Source organism: Alteromonas gracilis (assembly GCF_043642145.1).
Taxonomy (GTDB): Bacteria; Pseudomonadota; Gammaproteobacteria; order Enterobacterales; family Alteromonadaceae; genus Alteromonas; species Alteromonas gracilis_B.
Genome location: NZ_JBHZRZ010000004.1, coordinates 221,991 through 242,242 on the forward strand (window position 1 = coordinate 221,991; position 20,252 = coordinate 242,242).

Below are 20,252 nucleotides of genomic sequence, written 5' to 3' on the forward strand. Positions count from 1 at the left end.
TTGAGCTAAACACATGAAAAAGGCGCAGCTCTTTAAGCTAGCGCCTTTTTATTATTACCTTGCCACAGGGTAATTAATTAGCCTTTCGACAGTATTTCAACCGGGCCGTGATTATCACAATGGCCGTTGTGCTGATGATGAAGGTGCCCATCAACAATGTAATCGACATGATCGCCGTGCGGCACTGCTTCATGTCCACACCCTGGCCCGTGAATATGACCGTCTTCGTGACCCGAGCACTCATGCCCTCCAGTACACGTATCTGGATTAGTGCTGTTGACGTCTAAGGTGTGTTCATCTACGTGGTCGCCATGCATATGATGCAAGTGCCCGTCATGCAAATAGTCGACGTGATCACTATGCTTTATTGCCGTATGGCCGCAATTAGGGCCATGTTGGTGAGGGTGATTTTTGTGTACATTGCATTCGCTCATCTATCGTTCCTCTTTTCAATACTACATTTCATCAATTGTTGAAATGTAGTATTGTTTATTATGTGAACTTTTACAAGTTTCGCAAAAAAGCCCTTGATGGTGAAGGCGACGACAAAGATGTGCCTCTACTGGGCGCTTAATAAGAAACGGACGAGAAAAAACATGTCTGAACAAGATACAGACTATCATGTGCATGAAACCAAACGTAAGGTACTAGAAGAAAGCGACGCTACTTTTACGCGTGCCGCCTTGCTGTTTAAAGCGCTGGCTGATGCCGAACGGTTAAAATTGCTCTCTATTTTATATCAGGGCGAAGCCTGTGTGTCTGAACTGGCAACCCAGTCTCAAATGTCGACGGTATCTCAACGCTTGAAGATTTTGAAAAGTGAGAACCTAGTGAAAACAAGGCGTGAAGGTAAACATATTATCTATAGCTTAGCTGATAATCACGTTTACTATTTGATGAAAAACGCTTTAGACCATGTAAAGGAAAAACACTAAGCAAATGGGTTTTTTAGATGGGTGTTTTGTCGAACACCACGCAAATTCGGTATAATGTTGCCAACAGCATTAGCATTAGCAACAGCGAGCAGAAACAACCATGGCAACGGCATCCGCAATTCATATTTTGGTAAAAACAGAGAAAGAAGCGCTTTCTATTCTTGAACAACTTAAGAAAGGCAAAGACTTTGCTACGCTGGCTAAGCGCCATTCTACTTGCCCGTCGGGTAAGCGAGGTGGTGATTTAGGCGAATTTCGTCGTGGGCAAATGGTGAAAGCGTTTGACGATGTGGTGTTTAAAAAAGAAGTACTTAAAGTGCATGGGCCAGTAAAAACACGTTTCGGTTATCACCTTATTAAAACCCTTTATCGCAACAAGTAAAACGATACAAAAGTACTGCGGAAGAAAGTAACGCTTCTATTAAAAGCGTTACTTAATGAAGCACTTAAAAACGGCACTACTTAGTTGCCTGGCTCCCATTTTTCACCGCATACCGTGTGCTTTGTGAAAATGGCGTACGGGCTGGTGGCATCGTGAAGCGGGTGTCGAAGCGCAGCACCGTGATCGGCGGTGATAAACGGTGTATCTGATGCCTTACCTTGTTCGTCTAACATAAAGTAGTCGCTGATATAACTGCTTAGCATCATGCGCTTATCATGGCCTATATCGCTTAATCGTACGCGAGTAACGGCTTTAAATTTAGCATTGGAATCTGAAAGGCCCACTATTTTCTTAAAAAAGTAGCCTTTATCTGTCTGCAGCTGCGAAAAACCATTTAACGTGTTTACCAGCGTTTTCAAATCTATCGCTTCGCGCTGAAGCATAAAGTCGTGATGTATTGCGTTACCGTCTTTTCTTACGCTTTCTTTCGACGGTGTTTTTCCTGCCGTATAAGCCTGTTCCGACTCTAGCGACGCAAGGTGCTCTTGCCCTTCTTCGGTATAATGAACCAGCGCGTTAGTATTCATATTGACGTAATAGTCGCTAATTCCCGCTGGCACCACTTCAAATAGCATTACATCGGGTGTTACTGCGCCGCGCTCTTCAGGCGTTTGAGGGCCTTTAGCCTGGCACTTATCAGAAATGAAATAGTAATATTGCCCGGCTTCAATGGCGAATGCCCCATTGCACAGCATGGTGCACGTTATCAACAAGGTAAGCTGAGTGGAAAGTTGTTTTAATGCCGTTGCTGCGCTGCCAATTCGCATATTAAAGAAGCCTTATTGTTTGGTGCATTTTTTAATAAGGCTTTATTGTAAGGTGTCGGTGTGAAAAGCGCGAGTGAAGCTTGAAATCGCGCGTAATGTTTTGTGCCTTGCTATACCTTCTAGATTAAACGGCTATCTAAACGACTGGCTTGAACCAAGGCCTTACCGAGGACGAAGAACAATGGTGTCGTTAGAATAATCAGTAGAAATCTGCAGATTGTCGGCTAATGCCGCAATTAAAGCGTCTACATCATTGGTATTGAATAGCCCCGCCACTTGCATGTTGGCAAGCGCGGAATCCCCTAACACAACGGTTTTGTCTGTATAACGACTGACTTCTTCAATCACGTCAATGAGTGATTCACCGCGAAATACAATTTTTCCCTCACGCCAGCTTAAGTCATTGGTGATATCTTCACGCGATACAGTCTCGATAGCGCTATTTGGTAAAGATAGCAGCGACTTTTCACCTTCTACCAAAGTAAGAGGCGTCGCCTGCGGCGTAATAATAGGGTTTATAATGGTTTTGCCGTTAGCTTTGTTAAGCGTATAGCTAGCTACCTCAACCACACCTTCTGTCACCACAAGCTCAAGGTCACCGCGATGGTACTGCACGTTAAACGCTGTACCTACGGCCTGAATGGCTTTCCCAGCAGCAAGCACATTAAGTGGGCGAGACTTGTCTTTTGCTACTTCAATATGAAGCTCGCCTTTAACTAGCTGAATAACCCGAGAGGTATCGGTAAACGCAATGTTCACCTGAGAATTCGTATTAAGCCAAAGCGTGCTGCCGTCTTCTAAGCTAATACTTTTATGCTCGCCAGCTTTAGTAGATGCTTGTAGCGAGTAGCTCGCCACTTGTGAGATAGGCGGTGTTTGGTCAGGTGAGCTGAATAAATTCAGACCTTGGTAGCTTAAAAAGCCCACCATTAAGAAAGAGGCGGCAATGGCTAAAGGGCGCTTCCATGTAACAGCGCCGCTTCTGCTGTGATGGGCACTGGACTCAGGTGCATGAGGCACGATATCGGCCAGTTCGTTAAGTACCGACATTTTATCCCACAAGGCGACCATTTCTAAAAACGTATCTCGGTGCAGCGGGGTCGCAAGCCAAACCTTAAGTGCTTTAGTTTCACTCTCATCAAGACCGTTATCTAGCTTTACCAGCCACTCACTGGCTTCATCAAGCACATGCTCGTCGCTTTTCAATGGAATAACATTGCTCTTAACGTCTGCTTTTGTAGCATTGGTTTCGGTTGTCGAATTATTCATGGGCGTCTCTCTTTGTTCCCGCCATGCTCTGTTGCCCACTAGCTTTATAAGCGTTAGGCCGTGTGTGCGACACGGTTTGTCGTCGCATAAACAAGGTGCATCTTTTTATACCTTCAGCAATATGCTTTTCCACGGTTTTTTCGCTTATACCTAATTCTTGGGCAATCTCTTTAAGAGAGTAGCCATACACTTTCTTTAATACAAATGCGCGCCTGCATTGCTTGGGGAGGGCGCGCACCGCATCGCAAAACATCTTAAACTCTTGTTGTGTAGCGTTATTGTGAAAAGTCTCATCTTCAACCCCACTAATTGCGCTCTCTAGCGCTGCTACTACTTCTATGCTGTCATCGACCATGCGTGTTTCTGCACGTTTAAGGTGGTCGTAAGCCAGGTTTTTTGCTGTTTTAAACAAAAACGACTTTGGCTCTTTAATATGCTCGGTAGTTTTTGCCTGACACAAGCGCACATACGTATCTTGCAGTATGTCGTCTACTTCTTTGGGCGGCACAAGACGCGATAGCATTTTGGCCATCGAGCTGCGCGCCGACATGTAGGCATTGTGTATAGCTGTTTCTATGGGCATATTGTTATTTTTTATCGTTGTTATTTATTAAGACGACAGCCACTTCATTTTCCCCCAGTATTTTCGACATTATCGCTGAAAAATTAAATTTGTTAATGGGTTGTATATAATGCGACGCTGGTTTAAAACAAGACCAACAAATAAAAGGGAATGTGACGCCCACGTTGCACACTCTTTATAACTAAATAATAACAATAGCGTAAATACGAACATGCCTGTGGCACACAACCCACACAATATAGCGATTTTGCTGCCATTTAAGCCAAAAGCTTTAACGGTGGCGTGTTGTATGGTGTCGTTAGGCATTAGCCAAATAGGGTTGGCGCAGTCGGTGTTGCCCCATCAACAAGCGACTGTTGTCGCGCCAGCAAAGGCTACCAAGCCAGTTATTAACTTCGCAATTCCGCCACAAAGTGCCGACGAAGCCATTATTGCCTTTGCCAATCAAGCCGAGCTCACCGTTGTTTTTCCATTTAATAAAGTGCGGCATATTTTTGCAAATGAAGTAAGTGGTAACTATACGGCGCAAGTTGCTATTGAAAAGCTTTTGGATGGAACTGGGCTGAGTGCTCAAATCGTCGACAATACGCGTATAAAAATTGTACCTGCGAATGAGGCTGATGAAAATAATCATTTACTTGGGCGTCTTTTTAACGCCATAACTGCGCAAGACGACAGCTTAGTTACTGTGCCAGATGAAGCTGGCAGTTACGACATTGAATATATCGAAGTGAGAGGTCTGCGGGCTAGAGTTGCCCAATCGGTTGGCATTAAGCGCAATGCCAGTGTGATTATTGATACTATTCAGTCGGTGGATATGGGGAAATTTCCCGATCAAAACCTTGCCGAAGCGCTGCAACGGGTTTCAGGTGTATCTATTGATCGCGCGGAAGGCGAAGGACAGCTTGTCACCGTGCGAGGCTTTGGACCTGAGTTTAACCGTGTACTGTTAAATGGCAGGCCCATGGCCACTGACAAACTGGGGCGCGAGTTTAGTTTTGATACATTGGCCTCAGAAATTGTAAGCAGTGTTACCGTACACAAGCAAAGCCAAGCCTCTATGCAGTCGGGGGGAATTGGCGCCACTATCAATGTTCAAACCGCCAAACCACTGTCGTTTAAAGGAATGCGAGCGGCCGGTAGCGTTAAAATGCAGTACGACACAAATTCACAAGACTATGCGCCCTCTGCTTCTGCCATGTTCAGCAACACCTATTTAAACAACACCTTTGGCGTTTTAGCATCGTTTACTCAGCACAAAAGGCAAGCGCGGTTAGAAGAGGCCCAAATTGATGGGTGGTTGGTAAATACTAACGTACCTGATAGTGAGCTTCCTGATGGAGTTACAACGTTATATGTGCCTAGAAACTACGACCAGCGAGTACGCTTTGACGATAGAACACGCACAGGCTCAGCGTTGGTTTTGCAATATCGCCCAAACAATAAATTAGAGCTTACCGCTGATTATTTAGGGTCAACGTTCGATGTGGAAACCTCTGCAACGTCAATGGGGCACTGGTTTACGTCAAGCAACTTGGAAAATGTTTCCGTTGATGAAAATGGTACGGCAGTGGCCTTTTCGCAAAATAGCGGTCATGCCACCGACTTTCACGCCAGAACTTTTAATCGCTCATCAAACTTAAAAAGTTTTGGCTTTGAAGCTAACTACCTGGCAAGCGATAGTGTAATAGTAGACGCTGACCTGTCGTACTCAATGGCTAACGTTGATGATAACAACGGTGAGGGAAACTCGCTGTCACTTATTGGTTATTTGAACCGCTCTACATTTGATCACACACAATCTTATATTTTACCCGCCATTTCGGGCTTCGAGGAAGCCAACCCACTACAAGTCAATGCATTGGGCGAACCGGTAGGCGTTTCTCACTATCTCGACCCTGCAAATGGGCGCTCACATGTTATGTTGCGCAGAGGGTGGAGTATTGATGATGATATTGGGCAGGCCAAACTGAATGTAAGTGTGCTTGGCGATGACAGTTGGTATAGCAAGATTGACGTTGGCGCAGCACTTACGCAGCGCGAAAAAGCCAACGAACGAAGAGACAACGAAGCAGACGCAAGACACTGTAGTTTTTGCGGTTACTTCGATTCACCGGATATACCCGACAGCTTTCAAACTGTGTTTGATGCAGGCGACGACTTCTTAGGGTCGATAAGTGGGCATGAAAATATTCCCCATCGTTGGCTAAGGCATGACGGCGATACGCTATTTAGTTATTTAGAAAATGCGGGAAACGTAAACTTAGCTGCAGAAACCCGAGGAAGCTCTTTTGCTGTTAAAGAAACGGTTTATGCAGGGTACATTCAAGCTGCAATAGAAAAAGATTTGGCACCTTGGTTTATCGACATTCATGCAGGGCTTCGCGCCGAGTACACCAACGTACAGGTAAGTGGCGTTGATGAGCAGCTGTCTGCGTTGGTGATATTAGATCAGACCGAACTTGGCCAAGAGTTTGGCGCTTCGGTTGATATTGATGAGTCGTCCAACTACACCAATTTTTTACCCAGTGTAAGCGTAAAAGCCAGCTGGCTTGATAGCTGGGTGTTTCGTGCGGCATACAATCACAGTATAACCCGCCCCACGTTAGAACAAATGGCGCCTGGCGTAACCTATACCACTACGCGTCAAGGAGGCGATTTACGAGCGCGCATTGGTAACGCACAGCTTTTGCCCTTCGAGGCGAAAAATGTTGATGTGGCCATAGAGCACTATTATCAAGAAAACAGTTATATTTCAGCAGGCTATTTCTCTAAAACCGTTGATAACTTCATTATTAACCAGAGCAGTACGCAAACCTTTAATAACGTTACCGACCCCAGCACAGGCAACAACCCTAATGCCGCTGACGAAGCCGACGAGCTGGCGCAGTTTTCTGTTATTTCGCCTAATAATGGCGAGTCTGCCACCGTGGAAGGTATAGAAATCGCAGTGCAGCATTTGTTTGGCGAATCTGGCTGGGGAATACAGGCAAACGCGAGCTTTGTGGATAGCAACGCCGAGTTAGATACTGCCAACACGCGCTCTACTTTCGCACTTACCGGGCTGTCAGGGGCCAAAAACATGGTGTTGTTTTACGAAAAAGATGCCTTGCAATGGCGAGTGGCGTGGAACCAGCGCGAGGGCTTTTTACAGTCGCTAAACCAAACGCAAAGCACCGAGCCAACGTTTGTCAGCCCTTACGAGCAGTGGGATATGAGCCTTTCCTATCAATTTAGCCCACACGTTGCGGTGTTTTTTGAAGGTATTAATTTAACTAATGAGACGGTGCACAAACGAGGCAGATTCAGCAATCACCTACTGCTTGTGCAAGATGCAGGCGCTCGCTACGCCCTGGGCGTAAATTTAACGTACTAAGCTTTAATGTGACGCCTTTACGCGTGAAAAGAGCGCCTTTAAACGTCAATTGGCTTAACTTTTTGACGCTTTCTGTTCCAATTGCTCTATTTCTTTCCACAGTTGTTCTGATTGAGCCGTAAGCAAAGAATACGTTTTAATGTCGCCATTTCTTTGCGCGTGCATGGCTTTTTCAAGCAGCGCGTCATATTGCTTTCGCATCTTTTTTGTCGGGTTGCCTTTAAAGAATCCAAACATTATGAATGTCCTAATAAGAGAGATAGCGAGAAAACGTTTGAAAAGAAATTTTCGATCACCCATTTTTGTGAATAAACTTTCATTAATGCGTAGAAATGAATGCGAGTGCTCGCAGCTTTTAGGTTGAGGGTGAATGCCTTTCACGTTTACCTCCTACGCATTCTTTTTAACAATAAAAGCGGACAAGCAATGCGCTGTCCGCTTTTGTATTTACAATGCCAAAGCGCGCTTTATGAACTGGCCTTATAGCAACGCTTATTTGGCACATGCCTTGGCTTTCTTAAAATTGATAGGTTACATAAGCACTTATGCTTCGACCTGGCTCTGAAAAACGCTGGTAGCCGTTGCCACTCACGCCACCAAAGAAACCGCCTACGCCGTCTCTTACGCTGTTAAGCACTTCCCAACGGTAATATTCTTTGTCTGTAAGATTGTAAATTGCCGTGGTGAATCGCAAGTCTTCGGTAATGTCGTAAAATGCCAACAAATCAAAAACAGCATAGCCTGCTGGTGAATGGGAAGGGCCGTCACCGTTGTTTAATGACGTATAGCTTAGTTGCGTGCTCTCTTCTACATCCTTACTTAAAATAGCAACAAGCTCTGCGCCCCAGTCGCCTTCATCAGATACATAACCTAATGATGCTGTTGCTGTATCAGGTGATACGGTTTCTAGGTCGTCGCCAACATTGTTAAATGCTGATGCGGTGTCGTAGGTGCCGTCTAATGCGGTGTAAGCAAAACGACCATTTAAATTGTTAGTGAAATCGTAAGATGCCGTTATCTCAAAACCATCAACGGTAAGTTCACCCGTATTTTGTGGTTGGGTAAAAATATCTCGATCAGTAACTAAGGTGTCGCAACCAAAGCGACCACACTGCTGAATAGTAATTTCGGTGCCATAAGGCGTTGAAAAGGTCTCGTCTTGAATCACGTTGGTGTATTTTGTTCTAAACACCGACACGCTAACATTACCGTTTTCAAAGTCACCAATATAGGTCAGCTCGTAGTTAGTTGACTCTTGCGCATCTAATTCGCTATTGGCAATTCGGTCAAGATCGATAAAGCTATCGCCCGACACCATATCTGTCACCTCATCCCCCGAGTTTGTGCCAAAGTACAAGTTTTGAAGTGTAGGAGCCTGATAACCCTGTGCAACGCGCGCGTTTATTGAATGACCCTTAGCAAATTCGTACGTTGCGCCTATCTCGCCAACTACTGCACTAAATTCGCTGTCAGTAATACTTAATCCTGTTGGGTCAGAGAAGGTGCTGTCTATGGTTGGGGTGTACTCGGTTGAGTCGTAACGAAGCCCAAGGTTTACACTTAGCTGTTCGTTTAGTTCAACGGTATCGGCGAGATACGCCGTAATAAGCGTTTTTTCTGTTTCAGGAACAAAGCTTTGGTCGCGAATAGGGTAGCCGTCTAAAATGGGTGCATCGATGGTTTGCCCCGCATACCTGCGATCGAACATTACCGCTTTTGCATCAACGTGCTGATAGCTAAAGCCATAGATAATGTCGTGGTTAAATTTACCGGTAATTGACTTCGCTAAGTCAATATTAACGCTAAGTGAATCCTGACTGAAGTTACGGTCTTCGGTACGTAAAATAGCGTCGCCATCGGCGCTACCAAAAAGAAAGTGAGTAACACCCGATGAAAACAGCTCCTGATAATCCAGTCTAATATCTACGCTATCAGCAAAGGATGAATTCACGTTATCGTTATTATAAAAAATACCAACGCGCTCGCGGTTGTTTTCATCTGCCGAGGTAAAATCGAAGTAGGCAGCACTTTGGCGAGAAAGTGGAATGCCGTCAGTTTCTCTGTCTGTATTTTCGTAAATAAAACCAAGTTGTTGGAACTCTGAGAAGTTATAAGCAAGTTTTAGTAGAATAGCATCAACTTGATTGTCCATAGGGTCAGCTTGCCCACGCTCTGGGCCAGATACATCTACCCCATTACTGTGCGCATCTACTTCGTCGCTATCTCGCATGGTGTATTGCAATAATGAGTCAATTTTACCCGTTCTATTTGCAACAGTGCCATGTACCAGCCATTCGTCAGAGCGCGCATCAAATCCGGTTTTTAATTTAATGCCGGTGGCATCGCCTTCTGCGGGCAGAAAGTCGCTGGCGTCGTTAGTGACATAAGTCACCGAGCCAGCTAATGAGCCTGGCCCTTGCGCAACGGCGCTTGGCCCTTTAATTATGCTCACTGCTTTTACGTGTTCTAGCTCAATTTCGCCACGGCTTGAGCCAAACATACCATAAGCGGCGAAATCACCTGGGTTGAGGGTTTCCCCCTGATAAACACCGTCAACGGTGACTGCAACAGCATCGCCTTCTAAACCGCGAATATTAAAACCGTCGTTACCAAAACGGTTACCTGTGTCGTTGGTTTGTACTCCAGGAATGTAGCGTGCAGTGTCTTCAATGTTAGTAATAGAGCGTTTTGACAGGGCTTCGGCATCTAGCACGGCTTCAACAGTGGTGGTCAGTGTTTCTTCGCTTTTTGCCTTTGTCACGGCTAATTCAGATTGTTGAGCTACCGCTGGGAGTGTTAACGCACAGCTAAGCGAAAGCGCTACCGTAGAAAGTTTAAATTTCATTGTTCTCTTCCAATTTTTAATAAAGGTGCAAATAATTAAGATTTACAAAATCGATTTATAGAAAGGCCTAAACGCTATAAGTTTTTGGTGCTTTTACATTCAAGTTATTGTTTTTTATATTCTATAAATCATGCTGTACCAACGCTTAGCTTCCAGTTTGCGTAGGTTGATATCATTCTTCTTTTTGTCTTCCTTTTTTAAATCGTGCCTGTCAAAGCGATTGTCTTCTGACACATCATGCGTCAAAAATCGGACGTAATACTATTGATAACAATTATCATTTGCAATAGTATGTTTGCACTTTTAGGCAACTAGACAATAAAAATTTATGAAAAAACACACGCTCATCAGTTTACCTTTGTTAATTGCAAGCTGTTTCAGCGGTACGTCATTAGCGCATGTCGCTTACTTAAAACCTCTTCAATTCGAGCCCGTTAGAGGCGGAAAAGTAACGTTAGATGCATCTTTCGCTGAACAGTTTTTTGTGCCTGAAGCGGCAATCTCGAATGCGTCGTTTGAAGTAATAACGCCTAGCGGCGACTTAGTGAGCGTGGACAACGTTGTTGATCTTTCCACTCGAAATGTTCTTGAGCACACCCTAGAAGAAGAAGGAACCTATCAGTTTTCAACCGGAAAACGCATGGGCGCAATTTTCAGAGTGTACGAAAAAGACGGCGAGCGCGGCTCTATGCGAGGAAACGATGAGCCGCTTCCTGAAGGGGCTGTGTTAAAAGAGCATTTTCAGTCAGTTACATTTGCTAGTACCTACGTGACTAAAAAAGGGCCCAATGAAAAAGCACTCGCACCTAGAAACGAAGGTCTAGAAATCGTTGCAATTAATCACCCCAACAGTTTGTTTGCTAATGAGAGCTTCAGTTTTAAGGTGCTATTCAACGGTAAGCCTCTTACTGATCACGACGTGGCAATTTATCAAGGCAAAGACCAGTTTGCTGAAGAGTCTGATGTAGAAAAAATAACAACAGATGCTAAAGGGCAGGCGGCGTTTACACCTGCTGCGCAAGACGTTTATCTGATGCAAGTAAGGCTGCGCACCGATGCGCCTGAAGGAGCCGACGTGCCAACCTATAGCTACACCACCACACTTTCATTTGAAGCCTACTAGTTGTTGAGCCAGCAAGGAGATAATTATGTTTAAAGCAGTAAGTTTAGCCGTTGTAACTGCACTTTGTATTAGCGCTTCGGCAGTAGCGGCACCTCACAGTGCCAGTGGCATCATTTTAACCTACGACCTTAATAACGATGAATCACTTCCATTAGAAGAGTTTGTAGATGCAAGGCGCGCTCGATTTATTGCATCCGATACCAACAAAGATGGGGTGCTTGATGAAAGTGAATACGTGTACGAATGGGAAGGGAAAGTAGAAACCCGCCTGGCGGAAGACAGAAAAGCGTCGGTTAAGCAAACCTACATTCGTTTCCATGCAGTTGATAGCAATGATGATGACTACATTACTATTGACGAAGTAAACGCGGTAGGCGAACGCAGTTTCTCGCATATGGACAGCGACAGCGATGGCGTGGTTGCGTTGGGCGACCCTGAGCCAGCACCGCGTCGCGCCGCGTCAAATGATAAAGACGATAAACCAGAGCTTATACAACGTCCTATGTTGCGTATGCCGACCAGTCACAACATTGCGGGTTTTGTTACTTTGTACGATCAAAATGGCGATGAAAGCGTAACGAAAGACGAGTTTCACGCCGTTCGCAAAGCCCAGTTTCAGCGTACAGACGAAAATAGCGATGACAAGCTCACTGAACAAGAATACGTGCTTGAGTTTGAAGACAGGCTAGATGCGCAAATCGAAAAAACTCACGAAGGGCAAATTAAACAAACCTACGTTCGCTTTAACGTGTTAGATAAAGATGAGAATGGCAAAATGACGTTCTCAGAGTACATGGTATCTGGGTTTAACGCCTTTCATCGTTACGACACCAATGGCGATGGCTACCTAACACTAGCCGACCCAGCGCCTGCGCCTCGTGAACAGACGCAAAGCGACAACACCACTGCACAAGTTAGCGAATAATGGCAGCGCGGTTTTTTCTTTGGCTGGCGGTATTTACCGCCAGCTTTGTGGTTAAGGCCGAGTCGTATGTGTTTCCTGCGCCATCAGGGGAAGCAACCCCCTACGTGCATGACACAGAACTAACGCTGTATGCAAACCAGACGCTTAGCGCTATTGCGCAACAGAATATCGAGCTACTGATAAAAGATACCTACCAAACCTTAAACCGATCGAACGCAAAGAGTGCGCTTAGCGAAATTAATCGACGCAATGAAGGAAAACTTCCACCTTGGCTTTTTAGCGCATTAAAACGATGTGAGGCTTGGTTCAATAAGACCGAAGGCAATATTAGCTGTCGCAACGGGGCGCTTTACGATTATTGGGCAACGTATGTGCAGAGCCAACACGGTTTATCTCGTCGCGAAGTAAGGCGGCTTGCGCGTGTGGCGCGTATTGCTGAGGTTAGTTTTAAAAGCGAAAACCGCCTGGAATTTTCGCCACCTATTCAGTGGGATTTGTCTGAGTTTGCGGCTTCGCTTGCCGCAGAGCGTATTGTTGAATACTTAGCATCGCTTGATATCAACTCATACCATATCAGCGCACTGGGGCTTGAGGTTCACGCCTCGAGCGAAGGGATTAGCTGGCAGGGCGAAATAGCCAAAGAGCGTGTAACGCAAGGTGGCGGTATTGCCAGTGCGATTGCACACGTTAGGCCATGGCAGCGCCCCGTGATGTTTACTGGCAATGGAGTGTCTAGCGAAAAAGGGGTATTAAGCCAAAGCGATGGCTGGCCAAGCGCTAAGTTTCAAGCGGTGGCGGTGGCCGATAGTGCGTTTGATGCCGTGTTACTGGCACACTTTGCGGCATCACAAGCAGCGCAACAATCAATGGAAATGGTGAATGGCGAACCGTCACTAGCGCTAAAGCTAATTGACGAAAATGGCAGGGTGTTTACAAGCGATACGTATACGTCGCGTACATCAGGCAAGCGTGTAAAAGACAATAAACACAATGCTGTTGCCATTGATATCACGTTACCAATGTTTGATATTGCTGACTATCGCGGCCCTTACGTAAGCGTGTGGATAAGCGACGAGAAAAATCGACTTATAAAAAGCTTAGCGCTTCGCGGCACAAGCGAACGATGGCTAGGCGAGCTGCGCACTTGGTGGAGAAGAGTAGGCCGTAAAAACGAAGGTCTAGTTGATGGCTTTTCGGGGGCAACAAAGAAAAATGTGCCTTTGAATATCAAGTGGGACGGCTTGGATGATTATGGAGAAAGCGTAGACGCGTCGTCGCTAATACTTCACGTTGAAGTGGCGAGAGAACACGGCAGCAGAAGCTATGAGAAAGTCCCCTTCACGCTAACTGATCTGGCTTCGCCAAAAACGGTGTCGGGCATGGATGAAATCGCGTCTATAACATTGTCTTCGCTAGAATAATCAGCGTTAAAAGACGCTTAGTAAAGAGCACTACCTAAGGCAGCTATCGCAATTGCTCATTTAAGCCCCAAGGGCCTTTATTTAAGGGCTGAGCGTTTTGACTCTTTAAAACGTGATACTGGCGTTTGCGGTTAGCCTGCCTTCTTTCGCATTATCTGAGCTTGAAATATTATTGGGTAAACAGCCGCTGTGTAGCAGATTGGCCGGGTATAGCACGGCGCGGTTGAACGCAGGCTCAATGCGATCAATTTGGGTGAACATAGCGGTATCGCCATTAATGTATGCTTTGGGCGGTAGCCCTACACTGGTGGCCTGACGCTTTAACGTTTTGAAATAGCCGTCGTATTGGGCCGCACTTACGCGCTCTAGCCCAGTTTCAATATGCCTGTAAAAAGCAGTTCCGCCCAATGGCGTGCTAAATAAATAGTGCACCAATGCCCACTCATTATCTTTTTGCGTATCGATATGCGGAATGCATTGAATAGGCGATAAGGTTTTTGGAGCTTGATTGGCGATAGAGAGTTGCACTAAGGGAATGTGAAGCGGCTTGTCTACGCCAAAATCGTGTAGGCTATTTTGCGTAGCAAGCTGGCCAAACACTTGGGAGAGCGAGGTATGAAGATACGCTTCATACCCCTTAGGTGCGTGGCTTCTTACGCCCGGATAAAAGTCGCCCTCTTTTTTTGTAAACTGATGGTTGCAAGCTACCGTCTCTACCAAGCTCAACGGGTTTGGTAAAAAGTCATCAATAACCACAACCGGCGTGGCTTTCTCGCCAACCTTAATTAATTCGTAGTTTGAAACCATGCGTCTGCGTTTTTATTCGCCTTGTTCTTTTTGTCGATAAGGGCATAGATTTGTGCGTTTGATGCTATTAGCGTGTACATGCTTTGCAGCATGTTTTGTGCGTGCAAATCGGCAATCGCGTCAGCGCTCAACGCCGCTAGCTTATCTTCATCAATAGTGTATAACCCTGTTATAGACGTTTTGCTTTCATTTTCAAAGGTAATATCTAGCGTAAACGGCGTAATAAGGTTGTGCTGTTGAAGCGCAGCAATAAAGCGTTGATTCTGCGTCTCACCGTCAAGAAGCTGAGCGAGGATCTGCTGCTTCTCTATTAGATAATTGGTAGGCTCGCCCGTGTTATCAAAAAGCGGCGTTCCCGTTTCTTCACTTACCGAAGCGTTATCCATATCAATGCACAACACGCGGTTACTGCTATCAGCAATTTGCGTTTCTGTTCCCACATAAAACGGCAGGCGTTCAAACTGTGCGGGAATGTAAACCGCCTCCCACGCGCCTTGCTGCCAAAATAAGTTTTCGTTTTCTTCAAAGCCTAACAGGGCAGATAAACCAAATTGTCCAGAGTCGTCGAGCTTGGTGATCACTACAGGGTAATGCACCACAAGTTTGTTAAGCTCAGAAACCACCACAGGCACAAGGTGCTGATTGGCGCTTAGCGACAGGGCATCGTCAGTCACTTTAAGGCCTGCATGCTGTTTATTATTAATGGCAACCATGTGTGTCATACGCCGGTCCTTTTTATTGTTTTACTATCAAACGGCTTGTAGGCCGAATTGGTGAATTTTATTAATAAGCTCGCGATGCTTGGGGAGCTTTTCTACTGCCATCGCGCGGGCTTTCTTATTTTGTAGTAACTGCTGTTTGGCAAAGTCGGCATTCACCCACTGTTGATGTGCACCAAGTTCAGAAGTAAAGCCCATGCCGTACAGCACATACTGATAGCTTGCTGCTGGGAACACTTCATTATTGCTGGTGAAGTCTTTGTCGCTTGGCGGGTGGTATTGCCATAGCGCAAGTAACTCTTTAAGTGAATCTGGAATAGTGTGGCTGTCGCGATTATCTCGCCAAAAAGCGCTGTCTTCCCGTTTGCTTAACATATAGTGCAGCTTTAAAAAGTCGATAATGCGCTGCCAGCGATAAGAAAAGGTCTCGTTGAAACGTTTGGCTACAATATCCATCACCGCGCGATTTGCTGGCAATTGTTCAGCAATCATAGAGGCTGACAGTTCAACCAGTACAAGGGCAGACGCTTCCAGAGGTTCTAGAAAACCTGCTGCTAGGCCAACTGCAACGCAGTTGTTTTGCCAGAAGCGTTGTCTGTGACCGCTTTGAATTGTAATTTCTTTTACGCTCATGTCTCCGATGCCATTTAGGGCGCTGGTTTCACGAACGTAATTGTCTAGTCGGTCATAGGCTGCATCTTTACTTTGGTGCCTACTGGAATATACGTGGCCTACACCGCGTCGAGACTGCAAGCCTATATCCCAAATCCAACCCGCGTCTTGTGCGGTGGAAATGGTGTGTGAAGCAATTGGGCTATGTTGGTCTTCGTAGGGCACATGTACGGCCAACGCTCGGTCGATAAAAAGCACGTCATCGCAGGGAACAAACGGTACTTTGTAGTGTTCGCCAAGTAACGTCGATTTAAAACCTGTGCAATCAACGAACAGGTCGCCTTCAATCACCACGCCTTGCTGAGTATGAAGAGCCTTAATATCTCCATTTTCACTGCTCTCAACGCGATTAACATCGGCGAAAACGTGTTTAACGCCAAGCGTTTCTGTGCAGTGTTTAGTTAAAAAGGCGGTGAACTTGCCTGCGTCTAAGTGATAGGCATAGTTTGCAGTGCCTGCAAATTCTGCGTGACGAATGCTCTTAGGTGCGCAGCCTGCTTCACATATCGCTTCTTGAAAACACACGGCGTGTGAAAAGGATTCATTTAACTCGGGTGCCACAGTTTGCCAATAGGGCCCTAAATTCGTTTGCGAAAACCCTTGGGGCAGCATAAGAGGGTGATAGTAAAAATCGTTGTCTTCACCTGTTGTCCACTTCGCGAATTTTGCGCCTTGCTTAAAAGTAGCATCGCACTCTTTAATAAAGGTAGTTTCGCTAATACCCAATGCAATTAGTGTTGAGCGCATAGTTGGCCAGGTGCCTTCACCTACGCCAATGGTAGGTACATTCGGGCTTTCAACTAAGGTTACTTGAATGTCATTACGGGTAGCGCAATGATGCTGCGCTGCAATACGACCAGCCGTTAGCCACCCTGCGCTGCCGCCACCGACTACTACTATCTGCGTTATGGGAGTTGCTGTTGTCATACTGTATTCCTGAATAAAAACTGTGGCTACCAAAGGGTAGCCACGAATGTAGAGCCAGCAAACGCTGGCCCATATTACGCGAAACTAAAAGTTTCCGCGTACACCGAAAGCCCAACGTCTGCCGCTGTCTTCAACCAACAGCAAGTGATTAGAGAAGCGACCGCGCTTATGTACAAATTCTTCTGTTAGGTTAATACCTTCAAAGAAAATTTCTACATTATCTGTCACGCTGTAGCTACCGCTAATGTCAAGCTGTTGATAAGACTCAACAATGGTTGGGCCGTCACCCTGCCCTTGTGTTAACGACTGAACAAACTCGTCACGCCAGTTGTAGGCTAGTCGAATTTGATAGTCGTCAGTTTCATAAAATGCCACCAAGTTGTATGAATCACTCAACCCGGTTAGCGCAAATACTTGATTGATGTTGAACGGATCTAGCTCTGCATCACTGTCAACAATAGTACCGTTGGCAAGTACACCAAAGCCGTTGTCGAAGGTGTGTTGAAGTGCAAGTTCGAAACCGTCTACCGTGGCATCTTCTCCGTTATTTGGTAGCGTATTGGTAAATACTGCCACGTCATCGCCTGCATCTGGGGCACTGGCGTTAGCGCCGGTAGATGGGTCTGTCAGCAGGCTGCCATCGGCAAGCTCAAAGGTTTTGTCTTCTTGGCTATTAACAATAAAGTTCGATACCAGCTTTCTGAAGTAACCAATTGAGGCGTAGCTTGCTTCGTCGTAGTAATACTCAAGTGATAAATCTAAATTGTCTGACTTAAACGGCTCAAGTGCTGGGTTACCACTCGTTGACGTTAAATCGCCACCTTGACGTGTGGTAGTAATTACCGTTACCGGTGACATGCTGTTAAGCGTAGGTCGGGTAATCGTTGAACTTGCCGCAAAGCGAGCAATTAGGTCGTCCGTCACTTCTAAACGTACGCTGAAATTAGGTAATAGCACATCATAATCAGACTCAGTGGCAATACTTTGCGCATCGCCAAAGCCAGCCAGCATTTCGGTTTGATCTAATATGGTTAAGCCCGTTATAGGCGCTTGCGTGCCGTTAACCGTCACGTCAGTCATTTCATAGCGCACGCCTGCGGTAGCGCTTAAAAACATGTCGGCAACTTCGCCTTCAAAGTCGAACTCAAGGTAAGTAGAAAGAATATCTTCTTCTACTTCGAAACTATTGTTGCGTCGCACCGCGTCAAAACTTATCGACTCGCCATTTACGCTTTGATAGTAAGATTCTAAGAACGCAAAGTGGGCTTCACCATCGTGTGCTAGCCACGATGTTGGCATGCGGCCGCTGCCGCTAACGTCTGATAGGAAGTCGCTACCTGCGTTAAAAACGTATTGGCTTCCTGCAGGAATTTCAGGTAAATCAGGGTAACCACAATATGTACAGTGAATACCAACCCCTTCATTGTCCCAACGGGTAAGCGATTTCGTTTCTGTGCTGTATTGCCCGCCAAAGCGAATTTCAGTTAAACCGCTGCCATCGGTTACGTATTCACCGTCAAAGCGCAGTTGGCTCACTTCATCTTCAACCGCCCATCCGCGGCGCAGCATTACATGGGCACGGCTATTTGCTTCATCAAGGTGGTTGCTTACACCATCGGGCGAAAGGGCAGGGTTGTAAATAGGAAAGCCGTCTGGGCCTGTAACAATAGCGCCGTCCAGCTCTTGCTGACCGCTATAGATATTGGCGTTTGGAGATGCGAACATGCTGGCATTAGGTAGAATATTGTCGTCTACCTGAAAACGCACGCGGTTGGCATAACCAATAAGTGAAAGTTGGTCGCCACCGCCGTTATTGGCTTCACGTTCAGCTTCTGAATGGCTTAAGTCGAAGGACAAGTTTAGGTTATCTGAATATTGATAATCGAAGTTAAGGCCGACGGCATAGGTATCTGTTAGGCGGTCGAAGGTTTTCGCGTGCATATCAGTTGCTAATCCCACTTCTTGATACAAGTCGATAATTGTACCGTTTGCATCTACCGTTGGGCTGCGTCTGTTGCCACTTTCATCGAAAAGGCTACCGTCATCGCCCACACCTTGAATGTTGGGCGCAGTGAACCAGTGACCATAGGATGTAGCTTCTGACTCAACGTCGAAATCTGAGTAAAGTGCGTCAGCGGTAACAACGAGTTTGTCATTCGGGGCATACTGGAACACTAAATTAGCGTTAGTACGGGTGCGTTCTTCAAAGGTAACTTTGTGATCGTAGTTACGCGGCGAAAACACATTGCCTGTCCAGGCTTCGCCTGATTCCGTAACAGGATTGGGCACACCTACGTTTTCTAGCCAGCCATCCATTTGTGCTTGGTTAAGGCGAGTTTCACGCTCTTGGTGTGAAAGCGCAAGCAATACGCCAAACTTATCATCATTGAACGTGTTGCTTATAAGGCCAGAAAATTGTGGCGTCGTTTCTTCACTGTTTTCATCGTAAACACCTTTCACCGACCCCGCCATTTTGAAGCCATTTAAGGCAAAAGGGCGTGCCGTGTTAATGTTTATGGTTGAACCCACACCGCCAGATTGCATAGTTGCTGTTGACGTTTTGTATACATCAAGGCTGCTTACTAGCTCAGAAGCAATAGTGTCAAAAGAGAACGCGCGCGAGTCGTTTTCAGAGGCAATTTGACGACCATTAACCAATACCGTATTGAACTGCGGGCCAAAGCCACGCACGGTAATTAATTGTCCTTCACCGCCCGAGCGGTCTATTGATACACCGGTAATACGCTGAAGTGATTCAGCTAAGTTGGTATCGGGGAAATCGCCGATATCTTCTGCGCTAATGGCGTCAACAACGCCCGCAGAGCTGCGTTTAACGTCCATCGATTTTGCTACCGACGAACGAATACCACTTACCTCAATCACTTCTACGTTACTGTCGGGTTGCGCGTCTTGGGCAAATGCACTATTGGCAGAAATAGCTGAAGCTAAAACTGCTGCCACTGAGCATGCAAGCTTGGTTTTCCTATACATGATGGTGTGTGTCCTAATCGTTAATTGTAATACGCCAAGTGGTGTGCACCCCGCTTGGCTTTTTGTCACAGCGTTACGCTGCTAATTCATCAAGACGACACGATTTGTAAAATCCCCCATATTTTTTTAACAATAATTTAAATATTACTGCTAATGCTTCATTTACGGCCTTATTTACCCCTGACTTTTTTCATCGTTCCACCTTTACGTCTGTTTAAATAACAATCAGTTTTTAATGTATTCACGCAATAAATGCACATTTATTGGTGTCATTTATCGCGTGTATGCCCTTTTTATATAAATATTAGTTATGACTCGTAAGTAAAAGATACTAGTGATGCATACCCACATAGCGTAGGTTCAACAAGGTTTCGCTTGAAAAATGAGCGAAATCAATAGGCTTGTTTAAGGTGAAATAAAAACAGATGTTGCCTGATTTGGTTTTAATTT

16 protein-coding genes are annotated in these 20,252 nt (G+C 45.7%); 6 read left to right on the plus strand and 10 right to left on the minus strand.

The window, feature by feature from the left end; genetic code table 11:
• Positions 1 to 77: 77 nt before the first annotated feature.
• A complete protein-coding gene (locus ACHUFN_RS10420) occupies positions 78 to 434 on the minus strand; it encodes a hypothetical protein (protein ID WP_394222311.1) in 357 nt (118 codons plus the stop codon).
• Between the two features lie 162 nt (positions 435 to 596).
• Here ACHUFN_RS10420 and ACHUFN_RS10425 point away from each other — a divergent pair, with 162 nt between their 5' ends.
• Positions 597 to 935 carry an ArsR/SmtB family transcription factor gene (locus tag ACHUFN_RS10425; RefSeq protein WP_394222312.1) on the plus strand — a complete coding sequence of 113 codons (339 nt, stop codon included), beginning with the start codon at positions 597 to 599 and terminating at the stop codon, positions 933 to 935.
• 100 nt (positions 936 to 1,035) lie between these two features.
• Positions 1,036 to 1,317, plus strand: coding sequence for a peptidylprolyl isomerase PpiC (gene ppiC, locus ACHUFN_RS10430; RefSeq protein ID WP_394222313.1), 282 nt, complete (start codon positions 1,036 to 1,038; stop codon positions 1,315 to 1,317).
• Positions 1,318 to 1,397: 80 nt separating this feature from the next.
• On the opposite strand, the gene ACHUFN_RS10435 is transcribed toward ppiC, so the two are convergent.
• The 3 genes from ACHUFN_RS10435 to ACHUFN_RS10445 all read right to left on the minus strand — a co-directional run bounded on the left by ACHUFN_RS10435 (position 1,398) and on the right by ACHUFN_RS10445 (position 3,996).
• A complete protein-coding gene (locus tag ACHUFN_RS10435) occupies positions 1,398 to 2,144 on the minus strand; it encodes a hypothetical protein (protein ID WP_394222314.1) in 747 nt (248 codons plus the stop codon).
• Positions 2,145 to 2,306: 162 nt separating this feature from the next.
• Positions 2,307 to 3,413 (minus strand): FecR family protein, encoded by a 1,107-nt coding sequence (locus tag ACHUFN_RS10440; protein ID WP_394222315.1) that lies wholly within the window; start codon positions 3,411 to 3,413, stop codon positions 2,307 to 2,309.
• Complete coding sequence (locus ACHUFN_RS10445) at positions 3,406 to 3,996, minus strand: sigma-70 family RNA polymerase sigma factor (RefSeq protein WP_394222316.1); 591 nt, start codon at positions 3,994 to 3,996, stop codon at positions 3,406 to 3,408. The genes ACHUFN_RS10440 and ACHUFN_RS10445 overlap by 8 nt, the downstream gene beginning before the upstream one ends.
• Before the next feature lie 211 nt (positions 3,997 to 4,207).
• Here ACHUFN_RS10445 and ACHUFN_RS10450 point away from each other — a divergent pair, with 211 nt between their 5' ends.
• Positions 4,208 to 7,372, plus strand: a complete 3,165-nt coding sequence (locus ACHUFN_RS10450; protein WP_394222317.1) for a TonB-dependent receptor — start codon at positions 4,208 to 4,210, stop codon at positions 7,370 to 7,372.
• Positions 7,373 to 7,426: 54 nt separating this feature from the next.
• Here ACHUFN_RS10450 and ACHUFN_RS10455 read toward each other — a convergent pair whose 3' ends face one another.
• Positions 7,427 to 7,609: a DUF6435 family protein gene (locus tag ACHUFN_RS10455; RefSeq protein ID WP_394222318.1), complete on the minus strand. Its 183-nt coding sequence runs from the start codon at positions 7,607 to 7,609 to the stop codon at positions 7,427 to 7,429.
• Between the two features lie 280 nt (positions 7,610 to 7,889).
• A complete protein-coding gene (locus ACHUFN_RS10460) occupies positions 7,890 to 10,217 on the minus strand; it encodes a TonB-dependent hemoglobin/transferrin/lactoferrin family receptor (RefSeq protein ID WP_394222319.1) in 2,328 nt (775 codons plus the stop codon).
• Between the two features lie 328 nt (positions 10,218 to 10,545).
• Between ACHUFN_RS10460 and ACHUFN_RS10465 the strand changes: the two genes are divergently transcribed.
• From ACHUFN_RS10465 to ACHUFN_RS10475, 3 genes are read left to right on the plus strand one after another with little or no spacing between them, the layout of a single operon-like run.
• Positions 10,546 to 11,340: a DUF4198 domain-containing protein gene (locus ACHUFN_RS10465; RefSeq protein WP_394222321.1), complete on the plus strand. Its 795-nt coding sequence runs from the start codon at positions 10,546 to 10,548 to the stop codon at positions 11,338 to 11,340.
• Between the two features lie 25 nt (positions 11,341 to 11,365).
• Positions 11,366 to 12,265 (plus strand): EF-hand domain-containing protein, encoded by a 900-nt coding sequence (locus ACHUFN_RS10470; RefSeq protein ID WP_394222322.1) that lies wholly within the window; start codon positions 11,366 to 11,368, stop codon positions 12,263 to 12,265.
• A complete protein-coding gene (locus ACHUFN_RS10475) occupies positions 12,265 to 13,686 on the plus strand; it encodes a DUF2271 domain-containing protein (RefSeq protein ID WP_394222323.1) in 1,422 nt (473 codons plus the stop codon). Before ACHUFN_RS10470 ends, ACHUFN_RS10475 begins: the two co-directional genes overlap by 1 nt.
• A gap of 105 nt (positions 13,687 to 13,791) precedes the next feature.
• On the opposite strand, the gene ACHUFN_RS10480 is transcribed toward ACHUFN_RS10475, so the two are convergent.
• From ACHUFN_RS10480 to ACHUFN_RS10495, 4 genes are all read right to left on the minus strand, one after another.
• The gene (locus ACHUFN_RS10480; protein ID WP_394222324.1) at positions 13,792 to 14,493 is read right to left on the minus strand and encodes a DUF6445 family protein; all 702 of its coding nucleotides are present in this window, start codon (positions 14,491 to 14,493) and stop codon (positions 13,792 to 13,794) included.
• Positions 14,472 to 15,215 (minus strand): SapC family protein, encoded by a 744-nt coding sequence (locus ACHUFN_RS10485; RefSeq protein WP_394222325.1) that lies wholly within the window; start codon positions 15,213 to 15,215, stop codon positions 14,472 to 14,474. The genes ACHUFN_RS10480 and ACHUFN_RS10485 overlap by 22 nt, the downstream gene beginning before the upstream one ends.
• A gap of 27 nt (positions 15,216 to 15,242) precedes the next feature.
• Positions 15,243 to 16,811, minus strand: a complete 1,569-nt coding sequence (locus tag ACHUFN_RS10490; RefSeq protein WP_394222326.1) for a tryptophan halogenase family protein — start codon at positions 16,809 to 16,811, stop codon at positions 15,243 to 15,245.
• Between the two features lie 84 nt (positions 16,812 to 16,895).
• A complete protein-coding gene (locus tag ACHUFN_RS10495; RefSeq protein WP_394222327.1) occupies positions 16,896 to 19,802 on the minus strand; it encodes a TonB-dependent receptor in 2,907 nt (968 codons plus the stop codon).
• Between the last annotated feature and the right edge of the window lie 450 nt (positions 19,803 to 20,252).

Bases quoted from the DNA above. Each gene is read 5' to 3' on its own strand.
- ACHUFN_RS10420 (WP_394222311.1), bottom strand. From the start codon at position 434: ATGAGCGAATGCAATGTACACAAAAATCACCCTCACCAACATGGCCCT.
- ACHUFN_RS10425 (WP_394222312.1), top strand. From the start codon at position 597: ATGTCTGAACAAGATACAGACTATCATGTGCATGAAACCAAACGTAAG.
- ppiC (WP_394222313.1), top strand. From the start codon at position 1,036: ATGGCAACGGCATCCGCAATTCATATTTTGGTAAAAACAGAGAAAGAA.
- ACHUFN_RS10435 (WP_394222314.1), bottom strand. From the start codon at position 2,144: ATGCGAATTGGCAGCGCAGCAACGGCATTAAAACAACTTTCCACTCAG.
- ACHUFN_RS10440 (WP_394222315.1), bottom strand. From the start codon at position 3,413: ATGAATAATTCGACAACCGAAACCAATGCTACAAAAGCAGACGTTAAG.
- ACHUFN_RS10445 (WP_394222316.1), bottom strand. From the start codon at position 3,996: ATGCCCATAGAAACAGCTATACACAATGCCTACATGTCGGCGCGCAGC.
- ACHUFN_RS10450 (WP_394222317.1), top strand. From the start codon at position 4,208: ATGCCTGTGGCACACAACCCACACAATATAGCGATTTTGCTGCCATTT.
- ACHUFN_RS10455 (WP_394222318.1), bottom strand. From the start codon at position 7,609: ATGTTTGGATTCTTTAAAGGCAACCCGACAAAAAAGATGCGAAAGCAA.
- ACHUFN_RS10460 (WP_394222319.1), bottom strand. From the start codon at position 10,217: ATGAAATTTAAACTTTCTACGGTAGCGCTTTCGCTTAGCTGTGCGTTA.
- ACHUFN_RS10465 (WP_394222321.1), top strand. From the start codon at position 10,546: ATGAAAAAACACACGCTCATCAGTTTACCTTTGTTAATTGCAAGCTGT.
- ACHUFN_RS10470 (WP_394222322.1), top strand. From the start codon at position 11,366: ATGTTTAAAGCAGTAAGTTTAGCCGTTGTAACTGCACTTTGTATTAGC.
- ACHUFN_RS10475 (WP_394222323.1), top strand. From the start codon at position 12,265: ATGGCAGCGCGGTTTTTTCTTTGGCTGGCGGTATTTACCGCCAGCTTT.
- ACHUFN_RS10480 (WP_394222324.1), bottom strand. From the start codon at position 14,493: ATGGTTTCAAACTACGAATTAATTAAGGTTGGCGAGAAAGCCACGCCG.
- ACHUFN_RS10485 (WP_394222325.1), bottom strand. From the start codon at position 15,215: ATGACACACATGGTTGCCATTAATAATAAACAGCATGCAGGCCTTAAA.
- ACHUFN_RS10490 (WP_394222326.1), bottom strand. From the start codon at position 16,811: ATGACAACAGCAACTCCCATAACGCAGATAGTAGTAGTCGGTGGCGGC.
- ACHUFN_RS10495 (WP_394222327.1), bottom strand. From the start codon at position 19,802: ATGTATAGGAAAACCAAGCTTGCATGCTCAGTGGCAGCAGTTTTAGCT.